The sequence below is a fragment of the Paenibacillus tyrphae genome, from assembly GCF_027925525.1.
Lineage (GTDB): Bacteria > Bacillota > Bacilli > Paenibacillales > NBRC-103111 > Paenibacillus_G > Paenibacillus_G tyrfis_B.
Genome location: NZ_BSDJ01000017.1, coordinates 63,616 through 81,929 on the forward strand (window position 1 = coordinate 63,616; position 18,314 = coordinate 81,929).

Genomic DNA, 18,314 nt, shown 5'->3' on the forward strand with positions numbered 1-18,314 from the left:
TTTAGCCCACGCTCCTCTCGCTTACAAATGCACGAACTGCTTCAAGAAGCGCAGATCGTTCGTATAGAAATGCCGGATATCTTCAATGTCGTACTTCAGCATAGCCACCCGCTCGACGCCGAGGCCGAACGCAAAGCCGCTGTATACTTCCGGGTCGTAGCCCGCCATCTCCAGCACGCGCGGATGCACCATGCCGGAGCCGAGAATTTCGAGCCAGCCCGTATGCTTGCACACCCGGCAGCCTTCGCCGCCGCACATCGCGCAGGTAACGTCGACCTCCGCGCTCGGCTCCGTGAACGGGAAGAAGCTCGGGCGCATCCGGATTTGCGTCTGCTTCCCGAACAGCTCCTGCACGAACTGCAGCAGCGTCCCCTTCAGATCGCTCATGCGGATGCCCTTGTCGATCACGAGACCTTCGATCTGCGTGAACATGTGGGAATGCGTCGCATCGTCGTCGTCGCGGCGGTATACGCGTCCTGGACAGATGATTTTGACAGGCACATGGCCTTTCATTTTCTCCATCGTGCGGACCTGCACCGGAGACGTGTGCGTACGCATCAAAATTTCATCGGTAATATAGAACGAATCCTGCATGTCGCGGGCCGGGTGGTTTTTCGGCAGGTTGAGCGCTTCGAAGTTGTAGTAATCCTGCTCCACCTCGGGACCTTCGGCTACCGTATAGCCCATCCCAATGAAAATGTCCTCGATCTCCTCGATCACTTTGCTGATCGGATGCACGGCGCCGCGCGCCGCCGGACGCCCCGGCAAAGTCACGTCGATCCGCTCCGCCGCAAGCCGGGCATTCGTCTCCGCCTCGTTGTATGCCGCCTGTTTTGCTTCGATAACTTCCTCAATCGCGCCGCGAACCTCGTTAGCCACCTGACCGATGACCGGACGCTCCTCCGCGCTCAAAGCACCCATCCCGCGTAAAATTTCCGTCAGCGGGCCTTTTTTGCCCAAATACTTGATCCGAAGGTCGGCAAGCTGCTGCTGGTTTTCCACTTGGGCCAGCTCGCGCAGCGCTTCTTCCTTCAGTGTAAGCAATCGTTCTTTCATGCCTGCATTCCCTCCTTGTATGATTTCCGCCTGCGCCGTGTCCGCGAACGCAAAAAAAGGCTTTTCCATCCCGGTAAGGGACGAAAAAGCCGTGGTACCACCCTTGTTTCAGAAGACAGGCTAAGCCGCCTGAAGTCTTCTTCCTTCATTGAACGTAACGGTTCGGGAACTTGCGTTCTGGACCGGTTCCTCCTACTTGCCGACGGCCGGATGGACCGCGCGGTTTCAAAGGACTGCTCAGGAGCGAACTTCAGCAGCCTGGTTCTTCGGACACGCTCTCAATCTCCGGCGTCTCCTCCCTGTCAAGAGGCACTGCTTACTTTTCTCCGTCAACGCATTTGGCAGTATTCAGTATATGAAAAGTATTATATGCAAACGAGCGGCCGAATGCAAGCGCAAACGGCGCAGTTCACAGCATGTTCATGTGAGAAGTAAGATGACAGTGGAGTTATGAACGGTCCTCGATGGAGGAGATTTTTCCGTCATAAAAAGCAAACTGCGAGGAGCCCCGTAATTTGATAAGCTCGCCAGCCTTCGGCCCGCCCGGGAGATCGGCAGCGAGCGTGCCCTCGTAGTCGATTTCAACTTCAACATGGTCCTCGTGAAAACCGAAGCTCAGCACCTTTTGACAGCGGCTCTCGAATATAGCGGCCGATTGCACGGCCAAACTTCTAAACGCTTCGACGCCCGCCGTCTCCGTCGTCACCTCGCCGTTCGATACGTTGCGAAACCGGACCTCCTCGTGCAAAAGCGACACTATACCGTCAACATCAAAGGAATTGTAATACTGGATGTACGCGCGGATCATCGCTTCTTTTTGCTCGTTGTTCATAGAATAGGCCTCCTCTTCGATTGTGTATGAAATTCGACCACGCAAAAAAAGGCTTTTCCATCCCGGTAAGGGACGAAAAAGCCGTGGTACCACCCTTGTTTCGGAAGACCTGCTAAACCGCCTGAGTCTTCCTCTTCATTGAACGTAACGGTTCGGGAACTTGCGTTCGGACCGGTTCCCCCTACTTGCCGACGGGTCGGATGGACCGCGTTGGTTTCAAAGGACTGCTCGGGAGCGAACTTCGGCAGCCTGATTCTTCGGATACGCTCTCAATCTCCGGCGTCTCCTCCCTGTGAAGAAGCACTGCTTACTTTTCTCCGTCAACGCATTTGGCGTATGGAATTAATGGGTATTATAAGCAATCGGCGGGAAAGCGGCAAGCGGAAAATGATCCGGTCACAAAAAAAATCGCTGCATCGTCTTAGGAGTGTAAACAAACAGAAAACAAAACCAAAGGAGCGGATTTCCATGAAAGTAAGAATGAATCATTACGAAGTGAACCCGAAAGCGTATGAAACGATGCTCGGCTTGGAGAAATTTGCCGCAAGCAGCGGGCTGGACCACACGCTCTACGAGCTGATCAAAATCCGGGCGTCGCAGATCAACGGCTGCGCTTTTTGCCTGGATATGCATACGGAGGCGCTGCTGAAAGTGAGCGGCAACGAACGCCGAATTCATCTCATTAGCGTTTGGCGGGAAGCGCCATTTTTTACTGAAGCGGAGCGGGTCGCTCTTGAGCTGACGGAAGCGGTGACGCTGATCTCGGACGGCGGAGTACCGCAAAGCTTGTACGAGCGGGTACGCGAGCATTTCGACGAGAAACAGTATGTCGCGCTGATCATGGCTATCGTAACGATCAATGGCTGGAACCGGCTTGCCATCTCCACCGGTATGTTCCCGGGCTGCCTCGACCCGCAGTCGGGCAAGTAAAATGGTGAAACGTATCAAGTCCGTCGGCGAAAAATATATTTTGACCGATTATGTGGACGGCTGGTACGTGTATTGGGGATACGAAGGTTCGCTTGACGATATCGCTAAGCGTCTGGCCGACGCCGGTGTTTTGATCGGGTAGGTTCATAAAAGGATAGAGCAGCAGACTTGTTTCTGCCGCTTCTATCCTTTTTCCCATTTTTAGCAGCCGCACGACGACGACTTCCGGGTCTTCCGCCCGTTTGACCGCATCGATCATGACGTGCCCGGACGCGGCCACTAGCAAGGAAAGCAGCGACAAGGCGCTCCCCTCCGGCTTGCTGTACACGTCCCCCTTTTCAACTCGCAGATCTCTGTGCCGGAATAAGGCTGTCGCAAATTCGTAACATAGGGCGGTTGAAAACAGCCAGATTCTGAATTACTGTAAAAAAGAAACCATTTGGTCTTTTTTATCCATTCTCACGCTACAAGAGCCATTATACCGATTAGCGCAGAAAGAGCTGCGGCTCGATACCATTTTTACCGAAACACCACCGGGACTTGCCAGGATTGAATGTATAAAAAGGGGGCTTTTCCAATGAACAGTACGCCAGAAGAAGAAAAAAACGCAGCCGGGGAGAACCGCCCGGAGGCGGGGAGTGAATCGATCAGCCGTCGCGAGATGCTGAAACTGACTGCCATTGCCGGAACCGGCGTTGTGCTGGGCATGAGCGGGATGGCAACCCTAATGTCTCTTAAGCGCGCCGATCCTGGCCCGGGCTTCGGCATGTCGGCGACGAAGCCTCAAGCGGATGCCGGCGATGCCATCCCATTTTACGGTCCGCAGCAGGCCGGGATCGTCACTCCTCAGCAGCAGTACGTATGCTTCGCCGCATTCGATATTTTGCATCAGGATGCCGGTCAGCTAATGAAATTATTGCAAGAATGGTCCGCGGCCGGCGCTCTCATGACAGCCGGGAAACCTCTGAAAGAAAGCGGAAACGTCACCTCGACCCCGGCGGATACCGGAGAAACGAAGGGGCTTTCCCCCTCGAAGCTGACTCTCACATTCGGGTTCGGGCCCACGTTGTTCCAAAGCAACGGCAAAGACCGCTTCGGCCTCGCCTCCGAACAGCCGGCCGAGCTATCCGAAATTCCAACCATGCCCGGCGACCGGCTCAACCCGCAATGGAGCGGCGGAGATATCGGGGTGCAAGCATGCGCGGACGATCCGGGCGTCGCTTTCCATGCGATCCGCAACTTGGCCAAAACCTCCAAAGGCACCGCGGCGATCCGGTGGGTTCAGAACGGCTACATCGGAGCCCCTGACGGGCAGACGCCGAGAAATCTTTTTGGGTTCAAGGACGGCACGGCCAACCGCGAGCTCGATTCGGATGCGGCGAGATCGCAGCACGTTTGGGTAGCGCCGTCCGACGCGCCCGCATGGATGGCGAACGGCACTTATTTGGTCGCGCGCAAGATCCGCATGTTTCTGGAGCCGTGGGACCAAGCAACGCTGGCCGAGCAGGAGATCACCTTCGGCCGGTTGAAGGAGAGCGGCGCTCCTTTCGGCAAAAAGAACGAATTCGACCCGGCTCCGCTGAGCCAATTTCCGGCGAGCTCGCATGTATGGCTGGCCCGCAGCGCGGGAACGAAAATGCTTCGCCGGGCTTATTCCTACGTCGACGGAATCAATGCTGGGACAGGCGAGTGGGAAGCCGGCCTCTTTTTTATGAGCTTTCAGCGGAGCGTCAAGCAGCAGTTCATCCCCATGCTATCCCTGCTGGCGAAGCTGGATGCGCTCAATAAATTCACAGCGCACGTATCCAGCGCCGTATTCGCTTGTCCGCCGGGTGCGGGAGAAGGCGGATTTGTCGGCGAGACGCTGCTTCGCTCCGGGAATCGTTAATTCCGGTGCGAACTCCTCTGTCGCAGGAAAACGAGGCGGGGCCGTTTTATCGGATCGTATTGCGGGTATGTAATATACGTAACGATATGTAGGCCGTATGAAACCTGCCAAAAAACCACTCACGACGGAGTGGCTTTAATATTTTCATATATTTACGCTAAGCGGCAAGACTAATCAGATTGCCGTCAGGGTCCTGAACGATTGCGTAGCGCTCTCCCCAGAAACCATCCAACGGCTCGCGATGTCCGATGTATCCATGCTCCGTCAATTGACGGTACAGCTCGTCCACCGCTTCGCGGCTGGCGCACTGAAAGGCGAGCTCGATTCGATATCCGGAAGGCTCTTCCCAGCTACCATAAACTACTTGCGCCGATTCCCGTGTGGCCACGGCCAAGCGAAGCCCGTTGTGTTCCACCTCGACGTGCTTTTCTTCGTCGGCGCTTTTCGGTATTTCCAAACCCAACATGCGGTAGAAATCCAAAGCCTTTCTCATATCCTTCACGAAAATCCCGATTCTTTTCAATTTAACCGCCATGCTTCACCACTCCAATCGTTGCGATTTGGTTTTCTTTTCACCCTCCTATCATATATCTTATATGGACAGTCAAAATAGTAAAAAACGGACTTCTTCAGCCCTTTTTCGTAATTCGTTTTAGCGGCAGCCCGTAATAACGTGCAAAGTCTTTGGCAAAATGCGACTGATCATAGTAACCGTATTTCAGCGCCAGGTCGGTCAAGCTGGAATAGCCGCCGCTAGAAAACTCCTGCAATAAGCTTTGAAACCGAACGATTCCCAGCATCTCCTTCGGGCTCACGCCGAGTTCCCGAACAAATGCCCTTCTTAGATGCCGTTCGCTGAAATTAACTTTTTCGGCCAAATCCGTTACGGACAGATTCCCTTTGAATTCGTACATATATTGCGTGCTTTGGTACACTAGGGAAGGGGTAGACATATCGCTGCAAGCCAGCATTTGGCTTAGTTTGCGTTCAACGATTGCAATAATGTCCGAAGCGGTATTTGCGGCCATTATTTCTTCGGCCATAAGCCGCCCATCAACGCCCCAGATCTCTTCCAGAAAAACATGGCGTCCAACAAACGCCGAGAGCGGATATTTTAAAAAAGCCCGGGCCGACTCCGAATATAACCGGATGCCGAACACCGAACGCGCTTTGGTGAAATGTAAAACTTTGTAACGGGTCGATAGCCCATCGACAAACGCGGCCTTTCCGTAAGAGGGGGAATGAAGATCCACGATAATATGGACACAGCCGTCCGGGAGGATCCGATGCCATGGATTCCCGGCGCCGGCCTGAAAATCCATTGTCCAATAACAAGCAATATGCGATGCTAACTGACGGCTCGGCACATATTCCCGGTAGATGTACCCCGGATGATGCAGCTCCGGCTGCAATTTTGGCGATTGTACAGGACGATAGGAATACATCATTTCAACCTTCCTTTGCCACTCTAACGCTTCCAAAATTTTTCGTTGTTTGGAGCTGAGTACAATGACGGGTGCTTAGCTGACTGGCAATGGTTTGATCCACCGAGACGTTTACTAAGTCTCTTAAGCATACATGCACAAAACGATTTTGTCAGCAACGCCACAGCGTTATCTTACATTATGATTATCTAATTGAGCCATCGTGTACCAGTTAATTTTCGATGAGAAAAGAGGTGAGATTTCGTGCTTATCCAGACGGTTGTTTTGGTGCTGACGCTGCTTCTCGCTCCGGTCGTCTCCTCCCTGCCACCAGGTTCTTATTCAAAGACCCTATCCCTAGACGAGCCGGGTGTAAAGGGGACCGATATGGTATCGCCGGACGAGACAAAAAAGATGATTGCCAAACAAGCGGAAGCCGTCCTTAAAGCACTCAAGCATCAAGATATGAACCAACTTCAGCCGTACATCCATCCGAAAAAAGGTGTCCGGTTCTCCCCGTATGCCACAGTCGATGTAAAGCACGATTTGGTTTTTAAAGCCGAGCAGCTTAAGCCGCTCCCTCAAGACAAAACCGTGTATACTTGGGGGACCTATGACGGCAGTGGCGCTCCGATTCAGCTGACGTTCCCGGATTATTACAAACGTTTCGTGTACGACCGGGATTATGCGCAGCCGGAAAAAATCGGGTACAACGAGCTCGTGATGCAGGGCAACTCGGTCATTAACATTCGTGAGGCGTATCCGAATTCGATCTTTGTCGAGACCCATTTCAGCCGCGATGCGGACCATAACGAAATGGGCTGGAGCAGTTTGAGGCTCGTTTTCCAACAGCACGCTGAGGCTTGGTATTTGGTCGGCATCGTTCATGACCAATGGACGATTTAACATTTTGACGATGCCATATACGCCAAAAAGGGCCAATCGACGTGTCGTGCGACAGACCGCCGGTTAGCCCTCTTTTTGCATTCTATTGACTGTAGGCTTCGCAGCATTCCAGCCAGCGCGCCACGATGCCGGGGTTCGAAGCAAAATGCAAGTGCGTGTAGCCGGCTACCGTCCGATGGAGCAGGCAGCCGTCCTTTTTCGCGCCGCGCAGTCCCTTTGTCTCGTAAGCGTGAGGCAGCTCCGACTGCGGCTCGTAGACCGAGTAATGGAATTCGTGCCCGCGGGCCGTCTCCCCTGCGGGCAGCAAAAAGTTGCCTTCCGCCCCCGTGACTTCCCGTAGTCCGAGCGCCGCCAGCTTCGTCTGCATCGTCACTTGACCCGGGACGAGGCCCAGCATCGGGTAACTTCTCCCCTGCGTATCTCCGATCGCTCCGGTCAAATACATAAAGCCCCCGCATTCGGCCAGCGTCGGAAGCCCGCTCTCCACGGCGCTGCGGATCGAGTCGGTGACCTGCGTCTGCGCGCTTAGCCGTTCGGCGAACTCCTCGGGGAATCCGCCGCCGATATACAAGCCCTGCACATCTTTCGGCAGCGGCTCGCCCGCCAGCGGCGAGAAATAGACAAGCTCCGCCCCGTACAGCTCCAGCAGCTCCAAATTTTCCGGGTAATAAAAATGAAATGCGGCGTCCCGGGCGACCGCCATCCTTACATGGTAACGGTGGGACGGCTCGGCGAACAAGCGCGGCTGCGGGACGGCCGGAGGCTCGGACGCTTGCGCCAGCTCCAGCAGACGGTCCATATCGACCGTCTGATCGATCCGGTCGGCCAGCGCTTCAAACAAGCCGCCGAGCTCCCCGCGCTCGATGGACGGCACCAGACCCAGATGCCGTTCGGGGACGGAAAGTGAGTCCTCCCGCTTCATGTATCCGATAACGGGAATGCCGCATTCCTGCTCGATCGCTTCCTTCACGATCCGGTAATGCCCGTCGCTGCCGACTTTATTGGCGAATACGGCGGCGATGCGGGCGCGCGGTTCAAGGCACTGGAAGCCTTTGACGATGGCTGCGGCGCTGCGGGCCATGCTCTGGCAGTTCACGACGAGCAAAACGGGACAATCCAGCAGCAGGCTGATTTCCGCCGTGCTTCCCGTATTGGACAACGGATCTTTGCCGTCGTAAAATCCCATCACGCCTTCGATGATCGAAATATCCGCATCACGGGAAGCCCGGGCGTAAATTTCCTTCACCGTGTCCGGGGTCAGCATCCAGCTGTCCAAATTGCGGGACGGTCTCCCCGTCACCGCTTTATGATACGTCGGATCGATATAGTCCGGGCCGCATTTGAAGCCCTGCAACGTCATTCCCCGGCGGCGAAGCGCCGCCATGAGTCCTAGGGTAACGGTCGTTTTGCCCGCTCCGCTTCCCGTTCCGGCAACGACGAGGCTTCGGTGCGCTCTAGATTCGCTCATGAGGTTTATCGGCTCCTTTCCGCTGCAAAGCTGAAATTTCCGTTTTTGTGCTTCCGTACAGCAGCCGCGCGCGTGGTTACTTCCCAAACGCCAGGAGGCCGACGGAAATCGTTACGTTGCCGCTTTTCTTTTTGGTCAGCACGAGCCGGTCCGCGCCGGTGTACCGTTTGGCCGCGGGCTCGCTGACTCCGTAAGCGCCGGTAAACTTGAACACCGTGTCCGACGGCTCTTCCATCGGCATCTCGTTTAATTCGCCCGGCGTATAGCATTCGAGGGACCATCCGTATTTGGCGCAGACGGCGAGCAGCCCTTCCTCGTCCTTCTTCAGATCGATCGTGCAGACCGCTTTGACACTGCGGATCGAGAAGCGCAGCTCTTCGAGCGTCTCGCGGATCACCGCTTCGATCTCCTCCGCCGCCGTTCCACGGTTGCAGCCGATGCCGAGCGCGATCACCTTCGGCCGGTACAGCACGCCGTTGGCGAGAATCGCTTCCTCGTCGGCCTCCAGCAGCCGGTGCGTGACGACTAACGCCGCCTGTGGCTCGTCGGCCAACGCGCTCCGCACGTCGCCGTACACCCGGATCGTCTGCGGCAGCGGCGTGTCGTACAGCCACCAGTCCGGCTCACCGGACTCTTGGACGACGGCTACGCGCTCTTCGTTGACGACGGAAGCGCTGACCGGCGTCAGCTTGTCGGCCGATTCCCACGTCCAGCCGAAGCGGCGACCGAACAGGTCGACGGCGATCGTCTTCTGCACGTCCGACGCGGTCGTCAGCACGGGTCTCGCGCCCAGCGCCGCCGCCACCTCGCGCGTCAGCTCGTTCGCACCGCCGAGATGGCCGGACAGCACGCTGATGACGTGCTCCCCTTTATCGTCGATGACGACGATGCCTGGGTCTTTCTTTTTGTCCTCCAGCAGCGGCGCGATCATCCGGACTACCGCGCCCAGCGAGATGATGCAAATGATGCCCTTGTACGCCGGGAACAGCGCGGGAAACAGCAGCCGCACGCTGCCCTCGAACAATTGGATGCCTTTGGCCGCCTCGTCGCCTCTCGCGAATTTGGACATGTAATATACGTCCGCATGGGAAAACGTGCTCTGCAAACGGCGCGCCAGCTCCACGCCGTGCTTCGTAATCGCGATGACGGCGTAATCGCCGCTCAAGCGGACCGTGGGGATTACGCCTTCTTGCAGAACAATGGGCTGAGCTTCGCTTGCTGCAGCTTCTGGCGAGTTGCTTGCCGCTCCTTTCGAAGCTGCGATCGATGCCGTCACCATCCCGTTCCGCTCTCCGTCTCCGCCCTTTGCGCTCATTATTCCTTCACTCCTTTGCGGTAACCGTGAGTGAACGTTTTATCGTACAGCTTGGAGCGGTATTCGTCCTTCTCGTGGATATTCGGGTCAAGCGCCCACCCGGCCAAAATCATCGCATGCGAGCGGATGCCGTTCGTCCGCATATCCTCGTCCAGCTTCTCCAGCGTCGTGCGGATGATCAATTGATCCGGCCATGTCGCCCGCTGCACGACCGCTACCGGTGTATCGAGGCTCCATCCGGCTTCGGTCAGCTCGCGCACGACTTTTTTGGTCAGCGTTGCGCTAAGGAACAGCGCGATCGTACAGTGATGCGACGCCAGCTCCTTCAACTGCTCGCGGTCCGGCACCGGGGTGCGTCCCTCGGCCCGCGTCAAAATCAGCGTCTGCGTCAGATCCGGGATCGTCAGCTCCGCGCCGACCGCGGCTGCGGACGCAAACACCGAGCTGACGCCCGGAATGATCTCGCAGGAGATGCCTTCTTTGGCGAGCAGCGCCTTTTGCTCCATGATCGCCCCGAACACCGCCGGATCGCCGGTATGCACCCGGGCGACGAGCTTGCCCGCTTTGACGCGGTCGGTCATGACCGCGACCATGTCCTCCAGGCTCATGCCTGCGCTTTGCAGAACCTCCGCCCCCGGCTTCGCCCGGGCAATCAGTTCCTCATTAACGAGCGAATCCGTATACAGCACGACGTCCGCTTCCTGCAGAATGCGAAGTCCTTTGACGGTGATCAAATCCGGGTCGCCTGGACCTGCTCCGATAATATAAATTTTCATCTATTTTCTCACCACCATCAGCGTCAAATATTCCAACTCCCGTCCGGCCAGCTCCTCAATGTTGCGCCAGATCAGCTCCTCCGCAGAGGTTACTTTGGTCAAGACGGCCGCCTTGTCGACCAGCCCCAGATCGCGCAGCACGGTCAGCATCAGGTCGATGACCTTCGCTACCTTGATGAATACGACGCAATCGTGCGTTTCAATCGCCCGGCGCATCGCATCGTAATCGTCGGTCGCCGGGATGACAGCCACCTGCTCGTCTCCGTCCGCCAGCGGCAGACCGAGCCTTGACGCAGCGGCAAGCACGGACGAGATCCCAGGTATGGATACCGCTTCCACCTCGGGATGACGCTCCTTCATGAGCCGCATCAGGTGAATGTACGTGCTGTACAGCATCGGATCGCCTTCCGTGACGAACGCGACATTTTTTCCTTGGCTGAGATAGCCCCATACCGTGTCGACCGTCTTGTTCCACTTCTTTTCCAGCGCTTCGCGGTCCTTCGTCATCGGGAAGGTCAGGCCGACCATTTCCTTCTCCCGGGTGTCGACGTACAGCTCCGTAATCGCCAAAGCGTAGCTCTTGGCCCCGGATTTTTTGCGGGGGTAGGCGATCACCGGCGATTCCTTCAGCAGGCGGAACGCCTTCACCGTAATCAGCTCGGGATCCCCCGGCCCTACGCCCAATCCGTACAACGTGCCCAGCTTACTCATCCGTTCCGTCCTCTCCTTTATCCGTCCGCTTCCGCGCTGCAATGATGTATACCGGATTCAAGCTTTCAAACCGCGTCATGTCCAAAATCGGCTTGCTGCGGCTCACCTGGGTCAGCGTTATGTCCGTTACGAACCCTTCCGCGGCAAAAGCCTGCGCCGCGGCGGACAAATTCTCGATCGTCACCGCGTTCAGCACGATCCGCCCTTCCGGCTTCAGCCGGGCACAGCATACGGAGAGCAGCTCGCGCAGCTCGCCGCCGCTGCCGCCGATAAAGACCGCGTCGGGATCTGGAAATTGCTCCAGCCCTTGCGGCGCTTTGCCGTGCACAGCGGTAATGTCCGTACGGAATTTACGGGCGTTCTCGTGAAAATTGTCCAAATCGCCCTCGTTCTTCTCGATGGCGTACACCGCGCCTTCGCGGCATATTTTCGCCGCTTCAATCGCGACCGAGCCTGTGCAGGTGCCAATGTCCCAGACGACGCTATCCCGCTTCAACTGCAGGGCAGCCAAGCTAAGCACACGGACTTCCTTTTTCGTGATGAGCCCTTTGTCCGGCTTCCTTTGCGCGAACTCTCCATCCTCGATGCCGAGCGCCCAGCGCGGCTGCGCGGCGTCTTTGCGCATCCGCAGCACGACGACATTGAGCGGCGAAAAATACGCCTGCGCCGTATCCGCCAGCTCCTGCAGCCCGAACCAGCCCGTCCGCTCGCCCGGTCCGCCGAGGTTCTCGCCGACGAACACGTCGTATTCGGTCATGCCGTAATTGAGCAAATAGCGCGCAATCGCCCCCGGCGTATTGTGCTCGTCCGTGAGCAGCGCCACCTTCTTCGCGCCGTCGATCCGCTGCGCTAACCCTTGTATGCTGCGTCCGTGCGCGCTGACGACTACGGCGTCCTGCCAACTCTCGCCCATCCGCGCAAAAGCAAGCTGCAGTGAGCTCACCTGCGGGTAAACCTCCACCCGCCCGGGCAGCTTGCCAGCCAAATAACCTCCGATCCCGTAAAACAACGGATCGCCCGAAGCCAGCACCACCGCGTTCCGGGTTTCCGACCTCAGGCGCTCCGTCAGCTCGGACAGCCCGCTTTTGAGTACGACCTTTTCAGCGGCGGTATCGACAAAAAAATGCAGCTGCCGCTCCCCGCCGATCAATAGCTCGGCTTGCCGAATCCGGTCGAGATATGCCTGCGGCAAACCCGCCGCTCCGTCGTCGCCAATCCCGATCACTGCGATTTTCTCTCCCATTCGTGATACCCCTTTCCTTCTCGCTCTCCTGCCTGCCGGAGTCCGAGTCCGGTCAATCGCAGCCCTCTATGCAAGCACAAGCAGACCGTTAAACCTCGTTCGTCATGCTTTTGCGCCCCAACAGCGCGCCCTTCATCGAAATGATCACCGTTTCGACTTCCAGCGGCGTCCGCAGCTTCGCTTCGGGTCCAAACGCTCCCGCTTCCTGCAGCGACTCCCGGCAGCAATGGCCGGACATCACGTCGAAAAATGCGGTACAACCCAGCGCCTGCATCTGATCGCCGACCTGCGCCGCCGTATTCGCTTCCAAAATTTCCTTGACAGCCGCCTCCGGCGCTCCCGCTTCCTCCGCCATACGAGCCAGAAATCCGAAGTCGACCGAGGCGCTCTTCGAATGAACCATCATGACGCCCTGCGCCACTTTGGAAAATTTACCCATCATTCCAACAAGCGTAATTTTGCTAATACCCTGCCGTGCGCATTGTTGAATCGCAAAGCCGACGAAATCGCCCATCTCGACAAACGCTTCCTCCGGCAGCTCCGGATACAGCTCCATGCCGAACTTCTCGCTGCGCCCGCCGGTCGACAGCACCACGTGGCTGCAGCCGCCCTTGACCGCTACGCGGATCGCCTGCGCGACGCTCGCTTTGTAAGCGGCTGTCGAGAACGGTACCACAATGCCGCGCGTCCCCAAAATCGAGATGCCGCCGAGAATACCCAGCCGGGCATTGAGCGTCTTCTTCGCAATCTCCTCGCCGTCCGGCACGGAGACGACCACGCGCACGCCACGATGCAGCTCATAGCGGTTCAGCACCGCTTCGACGGCTTCGCGGATCATTTTCCGCGGCACCGGATTGATCGCCGCCTGTCCGACATCGACGGGCAGCCCCGGCTTCGTCACCCGGCCGACCCCGACGCCGCCGTCGATCTCGATCCCGGGCGCTTCGCGCCAGAACACCTCGCTGATGATCCGCGCGCCGTGCGTGGCGTCCGGGTCGTCGCCGCCGTCTTTGATCACCTCGGCGGACGCCCAATCGGACGCGTAAGCGCAAGCGACGATTTCGAACGTCACGTCCTGCCCGATCGGCAGGCGAATGGTCGCCTGCGTCTGGGACTCTTGTACAATCAGCGCCTCGAGCGCCGCTTGAGCCGCCGCCGTCGCGCAGGCGCCCGTCGTATAGCCATGCCGGAGCGGCTTCGTTTCCTTTTCCCCGCCGTCCGCCATCGCGTTATCCCTGCCGTTCGGCGAGCAGCGACAGCGCGTTGACGGTCGCCACCGCGACCGGGCTGCCGCCCTTCCGCCCGATATTCGTAATAAACGGCACGTCCAGCTTCAGCAGTTCTTCCTTGGACTCGGCCGCCGACACAAAGCCGACCGGCACGCCGACGATCAGTCCCGGACGCGCTTCCCCTTCCTTAACGAGACGGATCAGCTCCAGCAGCGCCGTCGGTGCATTGCCGATCGCATAAATCGCGCCGTCTGCTTCCCGCGCCGCTTTCCTTATGGAAATAATCGCCCGGGTCGTATTCAGGCGTTTCGCTTCCTCCATCACATCCGCATCCGAAATGTATACCCGCACGTCGCCGCCGTATTTGGCCAGCCTCGGCTTGCTGATGCCGACCTGCACCATCTGCACGTCCGCCACCACCGGCTTGCCTCTGCGGATCGCTTCGATTCCGGCGCGGATCGCATCGGGATGGAACACCAGACTGCGCCCGAGCTCAAAATCCGCCGACGCGTGAATGACGCGCTGCACGACCTTGAACTGCTCTTCCGTGTAGTCGTGCTCGCCAAGCTCCTCCGTGATCATTTCGAAGCTTTTTTCCTCGATTTCCTGCGGTTGAACGGTAAGCGGTTTAAATTCCGTGCGAAAATCCATTAATCGCGCACCTCCTGAAATAATGCGTTTAACGCGTTCGTGACGCCTTCAAAATCCGAGTACACTTCGCCGTACTCCAGCTGCGGCCGGCCGATAACGATCGTATCGATATCCATTTCGAGCGCCGCCGACAGCTTTTCCTCCACCGCGCCGACCTTGCCGCTTTCCTTCGTGACGATGACGTTGACGCCATAATGCTTGTACAGCCCTTGGTTCAGCTCTTTGGAAAAAGGCCCCTGCATCGCGATAATGTTCCTCTGCTCTAGGCCAAGCTGCTCGCATTTCTCCATATTGTCCTTGCGCGGCAGCATGCGCGCCACGAGCGTCGTATCCGGCAATCCGATCAGCTTCTCGGCGAAAATTTGCAGCGTCTTGCTTCCCGTCGTCAGCATGACGACGCCTCGCTTCTGCGCCGCCAGATCAGCCGCCTCTTCGTAATCGTCGACGAAAAACAGCCGCGGGTGCCCATCGTACGATCCGCGCTCACGCTCGTAGCGGATGTATGGCACCCCTGCCTGCTCGGCCGCCGCCATCGCGTTGCGGGAGGCTTCCTCCGCGAACGGATGGCTCGCATCGACCACCGCTTGGGCGCCGCGGCTGCGGATCAAATCGGCCAAGCCGTTTGCGTCAAGCCGGCCCATGCGCACCTCGAGCCCCGCTTCTTCGAGGCTTTTGGCCGCGCTCTCGGTCACGACAGTGGCGACGAGCGGATAGCCCGCCGCGCGGATGAGCAGCGCCAGCTCCCGGGCGTCGCTCGTCCCGGCCAGCACGACGATCATGACAGCACCTCTTTCGACGCAGCCGCCTCTGACGGCCCCGCGGGCTTCGTGCTGCCGCTTTCCGGCTGATGGTGATCGTGATCATGAGAGTGCGCATGATGGTGCTCGTGGTCGTGGTCGTGATGATGATCATGGTCGTGGTCATGGTGGTGCTCATGGTCGTGATCGTGGTCATGGTGGTGATGATGGTGATGATCGTGCCCATGCTCGTGATCGTGATGGTGATGGTGGTCCATATGCTTCATCGCTTCAAGACGGAATTGACACATATCGCAGTTCATTCGCGTTTCGCCTTGGAGCGCTTCTTGGGCCCGCTCCAGCAAAATCGTTTGCAGCGTCGGGTGGAACCCGAAGTATTCCGCCAGCACGAACGATTGGTCCGGATACGTCTGCGCAAAAGCTTCCGTCATTTGCTCCATCCGCTTGATCAGCACGCCGGTGAACAAAAAGTAAGGCAGCAGGACGATCCGCTTCGCCCCAAGCCGGATACAGCGTTCTATTCCTTCGTCCACCAGCGGCGCCGTCACTCCGATAAACGCCGTCTCCACCCATTTTACCTTAAGCCGCTCCCAGAGCAGCCGTGAGATTTTGTATAAATCGCTGTTGGCATCCGCATCGCTGCTGCCGCGTCCGATAACGAGAAGCGCCGTATCGTCGTCCCCTGCCAAGCCGTCCACGCCCGCATCCGTCAGCCTGGAGATCAAAATATCCAGCGCCAGCTCGTGCACCCCGATCGGACGGCCGTACATAAACTGCACCGCCGGGTATCTCAGTCTCGCTTCATCAATAGCTGCCGGAATATGCAGCTTGGCATGGCCGGCCGCAAACAGCGTAATCGGCACCACCGCGATCCGCGTGGCCCCTCTCGCTACGCATGTCGCGATGCCTTTCGAAATCGATGGCGCCTCGAATTCCAGGAAGCACGTCTCCACGATCGGCTCCCCCAGACGGCCCTCCACCGAACGGACAAACTCCCGGATCTCCTCATTCCCTTCCGGGTCCCGGCTTCCGTGGCCAACAAACAATACTGCGTTCATCTGCTTCCTCCTCATTTTCACTGTTGCTTATTGCTTTTGAGCAGCTGCTTCAAAAGAGTGCGTAAGCTTTAATCCCCGCATACCGCGTTCTCGATCTGAAACGCCGGCACTTCCTGGTACCGGTAACCTTCCAGCTCCTTGATGCGCTTATAAAATTTATGAAACCGCTCGTTCGGATGCCCGTCCGCCGCATAACGCGCTACAATGCGCTCGATCGTTTCGACCAGACGCTCCGGCTCGATTCCTTCGGCAACCGGCTGCGCCACATGGGCGTTGCGTCCAACTGTTTTGCCCCCGAGGAACAAATCGAATTTCTCCCGGCGGTACACGATTCCGATATCTTCCTTCACTGCACCGTAGCAGGCCATGCCGCAGCCGTTGAAGCCGATTTTGAGCTCCTTGGGTACGCGCATGCCTCCCAAACGACGGTGCAGCTCTTCGGCGTACGGCACCGAATCGGCCTTATCCATATTGCAAAAATCGCAAGCCTTGATCTGCGCAACATCGCCGACCGGAGCGAGCAGCAGTCCGGCAGCCCGAAGCCTTCCGGTTACGCTTTCCGGGTCCGACGTCGCAATGCGTACGAGCATCTGATGATGCGGCGTATACTCCATGGTCCCATGCTCGCCGACGACTTCCGCAAGCAGCATGAGCTGCTGCGCCGTCAGCTTCTTTTCCGCAAGCCCGGGGCTTACGGCAAACTCCAGGATCTGCTCCTGCTTAAACAGGTAGCCGTTCCGCTCGCCTTGAGCCGACTCGGGAACGCCCCGGTGCGAATCGACAAGCCGCAGCGCTTCCAGCGCAAGAGCCAACGGCGATTCGCCTTCCGTTCTGGCTCCGTAAGCCGGTCCGCCCAGCGGATCGAGCATCGAATCAACGACGTATGGGCCTTTCACGGACTCGCTCGGCCCGTCTGAACGCGCTTCAGCCGCCCACGCTTTATTTTCCTCGCCCATGCTCTTGGACGCTTCTTCTTGCTGCGCGTCCAGCGACCAAGGCTCCGCTTCCGTCCGCAGCCTTTCGTGCGGCCGGAGCGGCTGCACGTCGGCGTTCAGCGTATACTTGCGCTGGTATCCCCGCGGTGTGATTATCAGCCCGTCGTAAACGACCGTCGTCGAATTGCCGATGATGACCGTCGTCAGCATGCCGATGTCGTGCTCGAGCATTTTGCCAAGCGTCGTCACCACCACATCTTGCCGGTCGCGGTAAGCGCTCTTCACGATCCCGACCGGCGTATCCGGCGACCGGTACTGCAGCAGCACGCGCTGTGTCTCGACGATCTGCCGCGTGCGTCTTCCGCTGCGCGGATTGTACAGCGCAATGACGAAATCGGCGGAAGCCGCCGCTTCTACCCGGCGAATGATGATCTCCCACGGCGTCAAATGGTCGCTCAAGCTAATCGTGCATGCGTCGTGCATGACCGGCGCGCCCAGCAGTGAAGCCACAGAGTTGATCGCCGAGATGCCAGGAATAACCTCCACTTCGACGCCATCCTCGCGCCGCCATCCTTTTTCCATCAGCACTTCGTAAATGAGCCCGGCCATCCCGTACACGCCTGCATCGCCGCTCGAAATGACCGCCACCGTTTTTCCCGCTTCGGCTTGACGCACCGCTTCCTGCGCTCGGCTAACCTCTTCCGTCATCCCGGTGCGGACCACCTGCTGCTCGTTCAAAAGCCCCCGGATCAGATCCACATACGTGTTGTAGCCGATTACGACGTCACTTTCCTGGATCGCTTCCCTTGCCCGTTTCGTAATATGATCGAAGCTGCCCGGGCCGAACCCGATGACTGACAATTTTCCCTTCATCATTGCCGCCTCCTGTTAAGTATGCTTCCTCTTGGAGTACAAGACTTCCGAGGCCTGTAACTGACGTACTCCAGCCGGCTGTCCATGCGATAAACCTATTCAGAGAACTAGCGACTCATGCCGATTTCTTTTTCCATAAACTGAGAGAGCAACAAAAAAAGCATCTCCCTTGTCGGAAGATGCTTGTGCGAGCTTAGGTTGCTGAGACGAGTGCAGCCAGCATTGACTTATGCGACGAGCGCCGCTGTGACGCCAGATCGC

18 protein-coding genes are annotated in these 18,314 nt (G+C 57.8%); 4 read left to right on the top strand and 14 right to left on the bottom strand.

All coding sequences use genetic code 11. The annotated features are described in order from the left end of the window. Positions 1 to 21: 21 nt before the first annotated feature. A complete protein-coding gene (gene pheS / locus QMG93_RS20450) occupies positions 22 to 1,056 on the bottom strand; it encodes a phenylalanine--tRNA ligase subunit alpha (RefSeq protein ID WP_010497043.1) in 1,035 nt (344 codons plus the stop codon). Positions 1,057 to 1,504: 448 nt separating this feature from the next. Then, positions 1,505 to 1,888, bottom strand: coding sequence for a nuclear transport factor 2 family protein (locus QMG93_RS20455; protein ID WP_281939659.1), 384 nt, complete (start codon positions 1,886 to 1,888; stop codon positions 1,505 to 1,507). 468 nt (positions 1,889 to 2,356) lie between these two features. Here QMG93_RS20455 and QMG93_RS20460 point away from each other — a divergent pair, with 468 nt between their 5' ends. From QMG93_RS20460 to efeB, 3 genes are all read left to right on the top strand, one after another. After that, entirely contained in the window at positions 2,357 to 2,818 is a 462-nt protein-coding gene (locus tag QMG93_RS20460; protein WP_281939661.1) for a carboxymuconolactone decarboxylase family protein, read from the top strand. Position 2,819: 1 nt separating this feature from the next. Next, complete coding sequence (locus tag QMG93_RS20465; protein WP_281939663.1) at positions 2,820 to 2,960, top strand: hypothetical protein; 141 nt, start codon at positions 2,820 to 2,822, stop codon at positions 2,958 to 2,960. 435 nt (positions 2,961 to 3,395) lie between these two features. Beyond that, entirely contained in the window at positions 3,396 to 4,706 is a 1,311-nt protein-coding gene (efeB, locus tag QMG93_RS20470) for an iron uptake transporter deferrochelatase/peroxidase subunit (RefSeq protein WP_281939665.1), read from the top strand. Between the two features lie 157 nt (positions 4,707 to 4,863). Here efeB and QMG93_RS20475 read toward each other — a convergent pair whose 3' ends face one another. Next, on the bottom strand, positions 4,864 to 5,241 hold the full coding sequence (locus tag QMG93_RS20475) for a VOC family protein (protein WP_281939667.1): 378 nt from the start codon (positions 5,239 to 5,241) through the stop codon (positions 4,864 to 4,866). Positions 5,242 to 5,335: 94 nt separating this feature from the next. Further along, positions 5,336 to 6,154 (bottom strand): helix-turn-helix transcriptional regulator, encoded by an 819-nt coding sequence (locus QMG93_RS20480; RefSeq protein ID WP_281939669.1) that lies wholly within the window; start codon positions 6,152 to 6,154, stop codon positions 5,336 to 5,338. 240 nt (positions 6,155 to 6,394) lie between these two features. On the opposite strand from QMG93_RS20480, the gene QMG93_RS20485 reads away from it, so the two are divergent. Continuing rightward, positions 6,395 to 7,036, top strand: a complete 642-nt coding sequence (locus QMG93_RS20485) for a hypothetical protein (protein ID WP_281939671.1) — start codon at positions 6,395 to 6,397, stop codon at positions 7,034 to 7,036. Between the two features lie 82 nt (positions 7,037 to 7,118). On the opposite strand, the gene QMG93_RS20490 is transcribed toward QMG93_RS20485, so the two are convergent. The 10 genes from QMG93_RS20490 to cobJ all read right to left on the bottom strand — a co-directional run bounded on the left by QMG93_RS20490 (position 7,119) and on the right by cobJ (position 18,053). Then, on the bottom strand, positions 7,119 to 8,504 hold the full coding sequence (locus tag QMG93_RS20490; RefSeq protein WP_281939673.1) for a cobyrinate a,c-diamide synthase: 1,386 nt from the start codon (positions 8,502 to 8,504) through the stop codon (positions 7,119 to 7,121). Between the two features lie 76 nt (positions 8,505 to 8,580). After that, the gene (locus QMG93_RS20495) at positions 8,581 to 9,819 is read right to left on the bottom strand and encodes a cobalt-precorrin 5A hydrolase (RefSeq protein WP_413789314.1); all 1,239 of its coding nucleotides are present in this window, start codon (positions 9,817 to 9,819) and stop codon (positions 8,581 to 8,583) included. Continuing rightward, positions 9,819 to 10,595 carry a precorrin-4 C(11)-methyltransferase gene (cobM, locus tag QMG93_RS20500; RefSeq protein ID WP_281939675.1) on the bottom strand — a complete coding sequence of 259 codons (777 nt, stop codon included), beginning with the start codon at positions 10,593 to 10,595 and terminating at the stop codon, positions 9,819 to 9,821. The genes QMG93_RS20495 and cobM overlap by 1 nt, the downstream gene beginning before the upstream one ends. Next, on the bottom strand, positions 10,596 to 11,306 hold the full coding sequence (cobI, locus tag QMG93_RS20505) for a precorrin-2 C(20)-methyltransferase (protein ID WP_281939677.1): 711 nt from the start codon (positions 11,304 to 11,306) through the stop codon (positions 10,596 to 10,598). Beyond that, positions 11,299 to 12,549, bottom strand: coding sequence for a precorrin-6y C5,15-methyltransferase (decarboxylating) subunit CbiE (cbiE, locus tag QMG93_RS20510; RefSeq protein WP_281939678.1), 1,251 nt, complete (start codon positions 12,547 to 12,549; stop codon positions 11,299 to 11,301). Before cbiE ends, cobI begins: the two co-directional genes overlap by 8 nt. An 88-nt stretch (positions 12,550 to 12,637) precedes the next feature. Then, positions 12,638 to 13,774, bottom strand: coding sequence for a cobalt-precorrin-5B (C(1))-methyltransferase (locus QMG93_RS20515; protein ID WP_281939680.1), 1,137 nt, complete (start codon positions 13,772 to 13,774; stop codon positions 12,638 to 12,640). Between the two features lie 4 nt (positions 13,775 to 13,778). Beyond that, positions 13,779 to 14,429 carry a precorrin-8X methylmutase gene (locus QMG93_RS20520; protein WP_281939682.1) on the bottom strand — a complete coding sequence of 217 codons (651 nt, stop codon included), beginning with the start codon at positions 14,427 to 14,429 and terminating at the stop codon, positions 13,779 to 13,781. Continuing rightward, positions 14,429 to 15,208 carry a precorrin-6A reductase gene (cobK, locus tag QMG93_RS20525; protein WP_281939684.1) on the bottom strand — a complete coding sequence of 260 codons (780 nt, stop codon included), beginning with the start codon at positions 15,206 to 15,208 and terminating at the stop codon, positions 14,429 to 14,431. Before cobK ends, QMG93_RS20520 begins: the two co-directional genes overlap by 1 nt. After that, positions 15,205 to 16,245, bottom strand: coding sequence for a sirohydrochlorin chelatase (locus tag QMG93_RS20530; RefSeq protein WP_281939686.1), 1,041 nt, complete (start codon positions 16,243 to 16,245; stop codon positions 15,205 to 15,207). The genes cobK and QMG93_RS20530 overlap by 4 nt, the downstream gene beginning before the upstream one ends. 68 nt (positions 16,246 to 16,313) lie before the next feature. Then, positions 16,314 to 18,053 carry a precorrin-3B C(17)-methyltransferase gene (cobJ, locus tag QMG93_RS20535; RefSeq protein WP_281939791.1) on the bottom strand — a complete coding sequence of 580 codons (1,740 nt, stop codon included), beginning with the start codon at positions 18,051 to 18,053 and terminating at the stop codon, positions 16,314 to 16,316. Positions 18,054 to 18,314 lie beyond the last annotated feature (261 nt).

Bases quoted from the DNA above. Each gene is read 5' to 3' on its own strand.
- efeB (WP_281939665.1), top strand. From the start codon at position 3,396: ATGAACAGTACGCCAGAAGAAGAAAAAAACGCAGCCGGGGAGAACCGC.
- cbiE (WP_281939678.1), bottom strand. From the start codon at position 12,549: ATGGGAGAGAAAATCGCAGTGATCGGGATTGGCGACGACGGAGCGGCG.
- QMG93_RS20455 (WP_281939659.1), bottom strand. From the start codon at position 1,888: ATGAACAACGAGCAAAAAGAAGCGATGATCCGCGCGTACATCCAGTAT.
- cobJ (WP_281939791.1), bottom strand. From the start codon at position 18,053: ATGAAGGGAAAATTGTCAGTCATCGGGTTCGGCCCGGGCAGCTTCGAT.
- cobK (WP_281939684.1), bottom strand. From the start codon at position 15,208: ATGATCGTCGTGCTGGCCGGGACGAGCGACGCCCGGGAGCTGGCGCTG.
- cobM (WP_281939675.1), bottom strand. From the start codon at position 10,595: ATGAAAATTTATATTATCGGAGCAGGTCCAGGCGACCCGGATTTGATC.
- QMG93_RS20465 (WP_281939663.1), top strand. From the start codon at position 2,820: ATGGTGAAACGTATCAAGTCCGTCGGCGAAAAATATATTTTGACCGAT.
- QMG93_RS20530 (WP_281939686.1), bottom strand. From the start codon at position 16,245: ATGAACGCAGTATTGTTTGTTGGCCACGGAAGCCGGGACCCGGAAGGG.
- QMG93_RS20495 (WP_413789314.1), bottom strand. From the start codon at position 9,819: ATGAGCGCAAAGGGCGGAGACGGAGAGCGGAACGGGATGGTGACGGCA.
- pheS (WP_010497043.1), bottom strand. From the start codon at position 1,056: ATGAAAGAACGATTGCTTACACTGAAGGAAGAAGCGCTGCGCGAGCTG.
- cobI (WP_281939677.1), bottom strand. From the start codon at position 11,306: ATGAGTAAGCTGGGCACGTTGTACGGATTGGGCGTAGGGCCGGGGGAT.
- QMG93_RS20460 (WP_281939661.1), top strand. From the start codon at position 2,357: ATGAAAGTAAGAATGAATCATTACGAAGTGAACCCGAAAGCGTATGAA.
- QMG93_RS20520 (WP_281939682.1), bottom strand. From the start codon at position 14,429: ATGGATTTTCGCACGGAATTTAAACCGCTTACCGTTCAACCGCAGGAA.
- QMG93_RS20475 (WP_281939667.1), bottom strand. From the start codon at position 5,241: ATGGCGGTTAAATTGAAAAGAATCGGGATTTTCGTGAAGGATATGAGA.
- QMG93_RS20490 (WP_281939673.1), bottom strand. From the start codon at position 8,504: ATGAGCGAATCTAGAGCGCACCGAAGCCTCGTCGTTGCCGGAACGGGA.
- QMG93_RS20480 (WP_281939669.1), bottom strand. From the start codon at position 6,154: ATGATGTATTCCTATCGTCCTGTACAATCGCCAAAATTGCAGCCGGAG.
- QMG93_RS20515 (WP_281939680.1), bottom strand. From the start codon at position 13,774: ATGGCGGACGGCGGGGAAAAGGAAACGAAGCCGCTCCGGCATGGCTAT.